The organism is Anaerolineae bacterium, assembly GCA_035529315.1.
Classification (GTDB): Bacteria; Desulfobacterota; Desulfobacteria; order Desulfobacterales; family ETH-SRB1; genus Desulfaltia.
In genome coordinates this window covers 19,972-29,619 of record DATKWZ010000020.1, presented here as the reverse complement: position 1 = coordinate 29,619, position 9,648 = coordinate 19,972, and the positions used below count along the sequence as shown (strand labels likewise).

The following is a 9,648-nucleotide window of genomic DNA, read 5'->3' as shown; positions in this document are numbered from 1 at the left end:
TGTGGCCAAGTTGATTCGTGGGCCCATAGCTCAGCTGGAAGAGCCACCGGCTCATAACCGGTCGGTCCCTGGTTCGAACCCAGGTGGGCCCATACATCTGTTTTGATCAAGGCGTGGGGATGAGTAACCACGCCTTTTTTTACTATAAGTTGTTTTGCTAAAATCATGGGTTGCACTTCCTGTCAGGTTTGTCTGTTGATCTTGAATTGCAACCAGATCTTACGACATTTATGCCAGCAATAATAGCCGATATTATTAAGATAATGGAAGACATAGCCCCATCCTATCTTGCCGAAGAATGGGACAATGTCGGGCTACAGGTCGGGCAAAAGGACTGGCCTGTACGAACTGTACGGATTGCTTTGGATCCTCTCCCAAATGTTGTGGCTGCTGCCTGCAGAGAGAGGGTTGATCTTTTAATTACGCATCATCCGTTGATATTCAAGCCTTTAGGTTCTATTGACTTCAGCACTCCGGTTGGGGCGATAATAAATATGGCGTCCAAGCACAAAATGGCCATATTTTCTGCACATACTAATCTTGACAATGTAACAGATGGTTTAAATGATATTCTTGCTCGCACGATTGGTCTTAAAAATCTGGAAGTACTCGGGGAACCCATTGAGCCGGAATATTATAAACTCGTCATATATCTGCCTGTTGAATATGAACAGAAGGTTTTAACCTCCCTTTTTGAGACAAAGGCAGGGAGAATAGGCGCATATACATCCTGTTCTTTCCGAAATAATGGCAGGGCAACCTTCAGGCCGGGTTCTTTGTCAAAGCCTTTTATTGGAAAACCGGATGATATGTCTCATGCGGATGAGATCAGGCTGGAAACCGTTGTGCAAAAGGATGATCTGGAGAACGTTATTGAGCATTTGAGGGCAAATCATCCTTATGAAACCATGGCGTATGATGTTTATAAGCTGCAGCCGTCTGATAGCATTTTGGCTGGAAGGCAGCAGGGTCTTGGCAGGATTGGAGATCTCGCAGGGGAGACTAAACTTTTACCCTTTGCCTTGGAAATTAAGAAAAAACTACGCCTTGATTTTGTTAAAATCGCAGGAAACCCTGATCTGCCTGTAAAGAAAGCTGCTTTATGCACGGGGAGCGGTTCAAGTCTGATAAATAATTTTTTTGCATCCAGTGCTCAGGTATATATTAGCGGGGATTTTCGGTATCATGATGCAAGAGCTGCAGAAGCAGCAAATTTAGGTATTATCGATATCGGCCATTTTGCGTCAGAGCATTTAATTATTGAAGTACTTGCCAAGAGGCTCAGAGAGATTATATTTAAAAATAGAATTGATGTTAAGGTTGAGGCGTGCGAGTCTGAAATCGATCCGTTTGTTATTTTATAAGGGATGAGCGGTTTTATTATTAATGACTAATGACAAGTGACTAATGACTAATATGAAAGAACAGATAGATATTCTGGTAAAACTGCAAAAAATAGAAATAGAATCAGGCGATATTCAATCAAAGTTAAGCAGCGTTTCTGAAAAACTTGATTCTTTTGATGCCGGACTCAAGGAGTTTGAACAGTCTATGGTTGATAAAAAGTCTTTGCTCAATGATTTGAGCAAAAAATATCGTTCCTATGATTCTGTCGTTCAGACGAATCTTGCCATGGTCAAAAAGAGTCAGGAAAAACTTGGAGCTGTTAAGACAAACAGGGAATACCAGGCCTTATTAAAGGAAATTGAAGAATTAAAGACAAAAAACTCTCAAGCAGAGGATGAGATGCTGTTATGTCTGGATCTTATGGATGAAACAGAAAAAGACATTTGTGTAAAAAAAGAGGAATATTCAAAGTTAAAAGAAAGAGTAAGTAGTGATAAAGAGACTATAATGCAGGAAGTGGAGCACGGAAAAGAAAGGCTTGCCAAGCTTAAGGCCGAATGGGACAGCATCTCAAGTAGAGTAAGGCCTGAATTGTTGGGGAAATATATGATGGTAAGCCAACGGGTTAAAGGGGCGGCAATAGCCCCTGTTAAAAAATCCGTATGCAATGGATGCAACATGAATCTTCCTCCGCAAATGTATAATGAGCTTCAGCGTTGTGACAGTTTGAAATTTTGCCCTAACTGTCAAAGAATTATTTACTGGGAACAATCATAGAAATCGGTCGGAGCAGTTTAGACGATCGCTGAATCATTTTTTTGATTCAGAGGAAAGTCCGAACACTGCAGGGCAGGGTGCTCCATAACATGGAGTCGCGGTGACGTGAAGGAAAGTGCAACAGAAAGTATACCGCCTGCCTTTTAATTTTCATTCCATGAGAATTAAAAGGCGGGTAAGGGTGAAAAGGTGCGGTAAGAGCGCACCAGTTTCCCGGGTGACCGTGGAAGCTCGGTAAACCCCACCCAGTGCAAGACCAAATAGGGGAGTGTTTGAGGATGGCCCGTCCAAGCTCCCGGGTAGGTCGCAAGAGATGCCTGGCAACAGGCATCCTTAGATGAATGATCGTTGCCTTGTCCGGGGTAACCTGAACAGGGTACAGGATTCGGCTTATAAGCCGCTCCGGCCGTTTTTTTTCCGAGTCTATAAGTCCTTAAGGGAAGCAAAAAAACAACTATTATAAAAACACGAAATATTGAACCGCAATAGCGAGCGCATTCCCCGTAGCTTGCTGCTGGGTTCTTCAAAACCCGAAAAAGAAAGTTAGCAACTTAATTTTCAGGTCTTATTTCGTGTTTTAGTACTTTCGTATTTTCGTGATTAATTTTAAGTAGTTTATTAATTATTTTCATGGTGAAGAACATGCTGCATATTGAAGAGCTTAGAGTAGAAGTAGGCGGAAAAACAATACTGAAAAATGTTAACATGGAAATCCCTGAAGGGGAAACCCACATACTTTTCGGGCCAAATGGATCAGGCAAGACCAGCCTGATGATGACCTTAATGGGGTTTTCCGGCTATAATGTGACACATGGGAAGATTACGTTCAAAGGGGAAGACATTACCTATATGCCCATTTACGAGCGTGCCCGCCTTGGCATAGGCGTATCCTTCCAGAGGCCTCCAACTATTAGAGGTTTAAAGACAAGGTCGATTGTTGAAATCAGCGCCGGCAATCGGTCTGTTGATGTTGATGAACTGGCAAAACAGCTTAATTTTTCCGATTTTCTTGACAGGGATGTAAACCATAACTTTTCAGGAGGCGAAATAAAGCGTTCCGAACTCCTTCAGCTTACAGCGCAGCAGCCTGACCTTGTTCTTCTGGATGAACCGGAATCAGGGGTAGATCTTGAAAGCATCGTCCTTATCGGCGATACAATCAATTTGCTTTTACGCAGGGGAATTAAACATCCAAGAGAAAAACATCATAAAGAAATGGTCGAGGATCGGAGTAAATCCGCCCTTGTTATTACCCATACAGGCAATATACTTAATTATATAACGGCTGACAATGGCCAGGTTCTTTATAACGGAGTCATGTGCTGCTCAAGAAATGCAAGAGAAATTTTAAAATGGATAAGAGAATACGGCTATAAGGAGTGCGTCAGATGTACACAATAGATGATGCTGAAGATATTGAGCTTAATCTTAACAACTACAAGGTTGATGCCAAAGACCATGCATATATTGAAAATTTGTCGCAAATTGGATCAACAGATGCAAGCCAGATGTTAGATGTTGGTGTGGATACTGATGAAAATGATCGTGTCGGCAGCTTCATACAGAAAGACAAATCTGTAATACACTGCAAAACCATGCAGGACGGTATTGAGGTTATGAGCATATCTCAGGCTCAGGAAAAACATGGGTGGCTTTCCGATTATATGTGGAAAAATATATCTCCGGATATGGACAAATTTACATCCCAGGCAAAGAAAAAACCTCATGAAGGGTACTTTATACGTGCCCTTCCAGGCGTTAAGACAGAGCATCCGGTACAGTCATGCCTTTATATTGCTAAAGAAGGATTTTCGCAAAATGTTCACAATATTGTGATCGCTGAAGAAGGTTCGGAACTCCATATTATTACAGGGTGCGCAACAGCGCCACATCTGGTTTCAGGGCTGCACGTAGGCGTTTCGGAATTTTATGTCAAAAAAGGGGCAAAACTTATATTTACCATGATTCATGACTGGGGTGAAAAGATAAATGTACGGCCCAGAACCGCGATCGAGGTGGAAGAAAACGGGCTTATTATTTCAAACTATATATCATTAAGACCTGTGGGGTCACTCCAGATGTTTCCCACAACATACTTGAACGGGAAAGGCGCTGTCGCGCGTTTTAACAGCGTTCTGGTGGCGAATAAGGGTGATTTTCTGGATGTGGGCTCGCGAGTAGTGCTTAATGCTCCTGACACGCGCGCGGAAATAATATCTCGCGCAATTACATACGGAGGATCAATTATCGCCCGCGGCGACCTGGTCGGCAAGGTTCCCGGCATTAAGGCACACCTTGAATGCAAGGGTTTAATATTAAAAGATGGGCTTATGCACGCCATACCTGAGCTCCGGGCATATGTTCCAGGTGTTGAGATGTCTCACGAGGCTGCGGTAGGCAAAATTGATCAGCGTGAAATAGAATATCTCATGGCAAGGGGCATTGATGAGGATGAGGCAATATCAACCATTGTTCGCGGGTTTTTAAATGTGGATATAGAAGGATTGCCGCCAGGTCTCAAAAACAAGCTTGACAAGATTATCTCCAAAACCCAGAAAGACATGCTATAGAAACAGAGTTAAGTTATATGCAACAAGCTGATTTTGATAGCACTTTTGCTGAAAAGGTGCGGATATTTTCTCATGATTATCTGAAGTGTTTCAAATATATTTCCGGTTTTGATTCGCACAAGCATGGTTTTACAAAAAGGCTTTATTCAACGCTGATATCTACTTCCCAGCTTTTAGAGGACTTTCTCGATTTTCACGGAGCAAAAAACAACAGCGACTGGTATTTTTACAGAGAGCTTACAGCGGCTGTCAGACATTTGAGCCTGGCTGGTTACTCATATCAACATTTATCAAACAGGCTTGTATTTTATGACCTTGTGGACACAGAGGGTTTTGAAAAACAAGGTGAAATTACATTTGATTTTTTGAAAAGCTCTATTATAAAAATGGCGCCTGTTATACTTGATGAAGCAAGATGCCTTAATATCCCCATTCCTGATGAAACTTTTAACCCCGCCTATTTCCCGACTATTCCGACCGGTAAGATGCTCGATTATAATATTGACGATAAGGATAAAGATCAGCAGAAGAAACATATAGTTAAAATTGCCAGTAAATTTTTGAGTATTGCAAAAGACTTTGACCGGTTGGGTTTTTATGAACCATACAGTATGGAAGAAATATCGACCATTGTGCCGGACAAGGTTAACGAGGTTGAGATTAGATACTTTGAGATGCTTGTGCACAACCTTCAATCTTCATTTGATACATATGTGATACATGGAGGATTCAGGTTCGGCAACAGGAGGCTTAAGCAGCTCCGCGGCTATATTTCAATTACATTCCATCTTCTTCAGATGATCGGCAGGCTTCTCCATTTTTATGAAAGACACTTGTATGAAGCTGGATACAAAAATATTTACAAAAAGGTTCAAGACCGACTATTTTCCATTATCGATACTTCAGTTATGCTTGACCGTATTATTAATTACGGCCTGTATTATGCTTGCCACTTTCTGATGACCGGCAAAGCTTTGGCGCGGGATATACTGAATGAGAATATAGAGCGTTCTTACATTACTGTCGGCATTCCAATAAAACTTGGTTTTCACAGCAGGCCAAGTCTTCTTGTTGCCAAAATTGTTCAGCATTACGGGGGGCAGGTAGAACTATGTGTAAAATCGGACAGGTTCGATGCCAGCAGTGTGCTTGACATACAATGGGCCGGCGGTAAAATACAGAATGAAAATATCAAAAAGGTTACATTCGAAGGGGATATCCGTGCCTTAAAGGATATAGAAATGCTTGCCAGCGTCAATTACGGTGAGGATACAATGGGGAAAGGGGTTCCGCTGCCTGAAGGATTGAATTATTTAAGATAAGGTAGAAACATGATCCCAGCAATTATTGTAGCTGCCGGTAAAGGCGTCAGGATGAATGATAAACTGCGCAAGCAGTATCTTTTGCTTGCGGGACGTCCGATTTTGGCTTATAGCCTGCTGGCTTTCGATGCATGTGATTTGATAGATCGCATCATTCTTGTTGTTCCCCCCAAAGATATTGATTATTGCCGGAAAAATATTGTTGCCCCTTTAAGGCTTTGCAAAAAGATCGATCTTGTGCCAGGTGGAGAGAAACGTCAGGATTCTGTATATAACGGTCTTATGGCAGTTGATAAAGATGCTGAGATAGTTGTTATCCATGATGGTGTGCGACCCTTTGTTTCTCAGGAGCAGGCAGCGGCATGCATAGCCGGCGCAAAAGAGTATGGAGCATGCATCCTCGGTATTCCCGCAGACGATACCTTAAAGCAGGTAAACACTTCCGGTTTTATATGCAATACACTTAAAAGAGATGATATATTGCTTGCACAGACCCCGCAGGCTTTTAAATATGACCTGATAATCAAAGCCCATGAAAATGCAAGGAGGGAAGGCTTTGCATGCACAGATGATGCATCTCTGGTAGAAAGACTCGGGGGAAATGTTAAAATAATTTACGGCAGCAGACGGAATATAAAAATCACAAACAGGGAAGATCTTGTTTTTGCAACAGCATTACTTTAATTGTATAGGAATTTCCATCAGAGCCCTTTGGCGGATAACTTTAGGCATTTTAGGCACTTTAGCTCACTTTAGGCACTCATATCCGCAGTACATATCTTGTTGGATCTGATACACCCGCCTTTTTAAAACCATGCTTTCTCAAGATGCAGCTATCACACTTTCCGCATGCCAGGTTTTCCGGAGAAGGATCATAGCAGCTATGTGTTAAGGAATAATCAACTCCAAGTTCAATCCCTTTTTTTATAATTTGGGCTTTGGTCATATTAATTAGCGGAACTCTTATCTTTATTTTTGTAAGCCCTTCCACTCCCGCCTTTGTGGCAAGATTTGCCATTTGTTCAAAGGCTTTTATGTATTCAGGCCGGCAGTCGGGGTATCCGCTGTAGTCGATAGCGTTGACGCCGATAAATATATCGGATGAAAGAAGAACCTCTGCCAGAGCAAGGGCATAGGAGAGGAAGATTGTATTTCGCGCAGGCACATAAGTGACTGGGATCTGTTTTCCTATCTGCTTTATATCTTTTACCTTTGGCACATCAATGTTGTCGGTAAGGGCTGAAGCGCCGATAATTTTAAGATCCATGTTTATTACAAGATGCTTTGCAACATTAAAGGCATCCGCCACTTTTTTAGCTGCCTGCAGTTCAAAAGCGTGGCGCTGTCCATAGAAAAAAGTTAAACTATGTATTTCAAAGCCTTCATGCTTTGCAATGGCCAGAAGGGTCGTTGAATCAAGGCCTCCGCTTAACAGGACAACCGCTTTTTTTCTTGTAATCATAAACCCTCAATCTTTCATATGACTTTTTTCACCACGAAGCTCACGAAGACCACGAAAATAGAAGCATCCATAAACCCCTGAGCCCTAAACCCTATACCCCTCTTTGTTTATCAGGCCAGATTATTTTATGCACTTGAAGATGAAGCCTGATGTTCAGATTATCCTCAAGTATCCACTTTGCAAGCTTAGCACAGGTAATTTCCCCGGAAACAGGAGAAAACAGTATGTTCTTTTCAGCAAATTCAGGAGATATCAATTTTGTGATATCTTTGGCATACTCATAATCCTTACGGTTTCCGATCACAAATTTGACCTGGTCCTTTTGATTTAGCCTTTTAAGGTTTTCAAGATCATTCCTGTCACTTTCACCACTGGTCGGGCATTTAATATCCACGATTTTTACGCATCGTTTATCAACCATGCTTATATCAAACGTTCCGTTTGTTTCCATCATAACCTCGTATCCTTTTTCAAGGAGTTTTGATATAAGCAGAGGTGTATTATCCTGAAACAACGGTTCTCCGCCTGTAATTTCAATGAGCGGGCAATGATAAGTCGCGACCTTCTGAAGGATTTCGGATAATTCCATTTCCATTCCTTCTTCATAAGCATAACGGGTATCGCAGTATGAGCATCTTAAATTGCATCCGGTAAGCCTCACAAAAACACATGGAAGCCCGGCATATAAAGATTCCCCCTGAATACTGTAAAATATTTCATTAATTAAAAGAGTCATGGCGGTTTTCTTCTAAGTTGACTTAATCAAGTGTTAAGTGTTAGGTGTTAAGTGTTAAGAGCTTGATAGAACAGATAATTGCTTTAACCGAACACCTGACACTTAACACTTAACTTAAATGAAAACAATAAGCATACTAAAAAATACTGTTCAGGAATATGCATGGGGGTCTTATACCGCCATTGCCGAACTTTCAGGTAAAAAGTCGCCTTCTGCCAGACCCCAGGCCGAATTCTGGATGGGAGCACATCCAAAGGCGCCTTCCATGGTTAATTATGGCGGCAAATGGGTGTCTTTGCTGGAATTGATCAGGAATAATCCTGAAGATATTCTTGGCAGAGAGGCGGCGCAAAAATTTAACAATACCCTTCCGTATCTGTTCAAGGTTCTTGCAGCGGCAAAACCTCTTTCCATACAGGCTCATCCAGGTAAAATGCAGGCAGTCAAAGGTTTTGAAAAAGAAAACAGGCTTAAGATTCCAATAGATGCTTTTAACAGGAATTATAAGGATGATAACCACAAGCCGGAATGTATATGCGCGCTCACCAATTTCTGGGTTTTGAACGGGTTTCGCAGGGTTTCTGAAATTCTATTGCTTATGGAAAAAATCTGCCCGCAGTCTTTGGCTGGAGCGCTTGTTGATCTTCGAAACCAGCCGGACAAGCAGGGGTTAAAAAACTTTTTCAGCATTCTTTTAACAATGGAGTCTGATCGAAAAAAGCAGGTCATAGATGATGTAATAGTAAATGCAGAAAGGTTTTCAGAAAATGACAACCTTTTTAAATGGATGATAAAACTTTATAATGAATATAAGGCGGACATAGGGGTTTTTTCTCCAATACTGCTTAATTTGATTTGCCTTAAACCCGGCCAGGCCATGTTTATCCCGCCAGGGGCGCTTCATGCCTATCTTGATGGAGTGGGGATTGAATTAATGGCAAACTCAGACAATGTCCTGAGAGGCGGACTTACTCCAAAACATGTGGATGTGCGGGAGCTTTTAAGTGTTCTTGATTTTGAAGAAAAGGGGATCAATATAATAGCTTCAAAAAAATGCAAGGATTTTGAGATGATCTATCCGAGCCCGGCCGAGGAATTTGTTCTTTCCGTGATTTCCGTCAACAAGGAAATAGCCTATAAGAGTCCTGTAAAAAGAAGCATTGAAATTATCCTTTGCACCGATGGGAAGGCGCTTATCACCGACATGGACAACAACATCGCCATTGATCTTAACAAGGGCGTGTCGGTTGTTATACCTGCCGGCGTCCAAAATTATACCATTAACGGAAAAGCAACCCTTTATAAGGCTGCGGTTCCATTTTAACAGGGGGGACTACTGGGACGTTCTCAACTTTTAAACTTGAGAGGACTATGGGAACGTTCATAGTATTATCAACTTCTTTGCCTAACCTCATACACTCTAACATGCGACTA

Annotated in this window: 9 protein-coding genes, 1 tRNA gene and 1 other RNA gene; 9 read left to right on the top strand and 2 right to left on the bottom strand. The window is 41.8% G+C overall.

Annotation, left to right across the window (positions count from 1 at the left end; genetic code table 11):
- Nucleotides 1-19: 19 nt before the first annotated feature.
- The 8 genes from VMW78_04235 to ispD all read left to right on the top strand — a co-directional run bounded on the left by VMW78_04235 (nucleotide 20) and on the right by ispD (nucleotide 6,700).
- Nucleotides 20-92 (top strand) — tRNA-Ile (locus VMW78_04235).
- Between the two features lie 138 nt (nucleotides 93-230).
- Nucleotides 231-1,364, top strand: coding sequence for a Nif3-like dinuclear metal center hexameric protein (locus tag VMW78_04230; protein HUV50211.1), 1,134 nt, complete (start codon nucleotides 231-233; stop codon nucleotides 1,362-1,364).
- 43 nt (nucleotides 1,365-1,407) lie between these two features.
- Nucleotides 1,408-2,124, top strand: coding sequence for a C4-type zinc ribbon domain-containing protein (locus VMW78_04225; GenBank protein ID HUV50210.1), 717 nt, complete (start codon nucleotides 1,408-1,410; stop codon nucleotides 2,122-2,124).
- 9 nt (nucleotides 2,125-2,133) lie between these two features.
- Nucleotides 2,134-2,532, top strand: an RNA gene (gene rnpB / locus VMW78_04220) — RNase P RNA component class A.
- Between the two features lie 234 nt (nucleotides 2,533-2,766).
- Nucleotides 2,767-3,525, top strand: a complete 759-nt coding sequence (locus VMW78_04215) for an ABC transporter ATP-binding protein (protein ID HUV50209.1) — start codon at nucleotides 2,767-2,769, stop codon at nucleotides 3,523-3,525.
- Nucleotides 3,513-4,694, top strand: a complete 1,182-nt coding sequence (locus VMW78_04210) for a SufD family Fe-S cluster assembly protein (GenBank protein ID HUV50208.1) — start codon at nucleotides 3,513-3,515, stop codon at nucleotides 4,692-4,694. The genes VMW78_04215 and VMW78_04210 overlap by 13 nt, the downstream gene beginning before the upstream one ends.
- Nucleotides 4,695-4,711: 17 nt before the next feature.
- Entirely contained in the window at nucleotides 4,712-6,016 is a 1,305-nt protein-coding gene (locus tag VMW78_04205; protein ID HUV50207.1) for an HPr family phosphocarrier protein, read from the top strand.
- A 9-nt stretch (nucleotides 6,017-6,025) separates the two neighbouring features.
- Entirely contained in the window at nucleotides 6,026-6,700 is a 675-nt protein-coding gene (gene ispD, locus VMW78_04200; GenBank protein HUV50206.1) for a 2-C-methyl-D-erythritol 4-phosphate cytidylyltransferase, read from the top strand.
- Between the two features lie 76 nt (nucleotides 6,701-6,776).
- Here the strand turns inward: ispD and queC are convergent, their stop codons facing one another.
- The gene (gene queC, locus VMW78_04195; GenBank protein HUV50205.1) at nucleotides 6,777-7,478 is read right to left on the bottom strand and encodes a 7-cyano-7-deazaguanine synthase QueC; all 702 of its coding nucleotides are present in this window, start codon (nucleotides 7,476-7,478) and stop codon (nucleotides 6,777-6,779) included.
- Between the two features lie 91 nt (nucleotides 7,479-7,569).
- Nucleotides 7,570-8,214 carry a radical SAM protein gene (locus VMW78_04190; protein HUV50204.1) on the bottom strand — a complete coding sequence of 215 codons (645 nt, stop codon included), beginning with the start codon at nucleotides 8,212-8,214 and terminating at the stop codon, nucleotides 7,570-7,572.
- 118 nt (nucleotides 8,215-8,332) lie between these two features.
- Here VMW78_04190 and manA point away from each other — a divergent pair, with 118 nt between their 5' ends.
- The gene (manA, locus tag VMW78_04185; GenBank protein HUV50203.1) at nucleotides 8,333-9,538 is read left to right on the top strand and encodes a mannose-6-phosphate isomerase, class I; all 1,206 of its coding nucleotides are present in this window, start codon (nucleotides 8,333-8,335) and stop codon (nucleotides 9,536-9,538) included.
- Nucleotides 9,539-9,648 lie beyond the last annotated feature (110 nt).

Coding starts and splice junctions, on each gene's coding strand:
- VMW78_04230 (HUV50211.1), top strand. CDS start 231: ATGCCAGCAATAATAGCCGATATTATTAAGATAATGGAAGACATAGCC.
- VMW78_04225 (HUV50210.1), top strand. CDS start 1,408: ATGACTAATATGAAAGAACAGATAGATATTCTGGTAAAACTGCAAAAA.
- VMW78_04215 (HUV50209.1), top strand. CDS start 2,767: ATGCTGCATATTGAAGAGCTTAGAGTAGAAGTAGGCGGAAAAACAATA.
- VMW78_04210 (HUV50208.1), top strand. CDS start 3,513: ATGTACACAATAGATGATGCTGAAGATATTGAGCTTAATCTTAACAAC.
- VMW78_04205 (HUV50207.1), top strand. CDS start 4,712: ATGCAACAAGCTGATTTTGATAGCACTTTTGCTGAAAAGGTGCGGATA.
- ispD (HUV50206.1), top strand. CDS start 6,026: ATGATCCCAGCAATTATTGTAGCTGCCGGTAAAGGCGTCAGGATGAAT.
- queC (HUV50205.1), bottom strand. CDS start 7,478: ATGATTACAAGAAAAAAAGCGGTTGTCCTGTTAAGCGGAGGCCTTGAT.
- VMW78_04190 (HUV50204.1), bottom strand. CDS start 8,214: ATGACTCTTTTAATTAATGAAATATTTTACAGTATTCAGGGGGAATCT.
- manA (HUV50203.1), top strand. CDS start 8,333: ATGAAAACAATAAGCATACTAAAAAATACTGTTCAGGAATATGCATGG.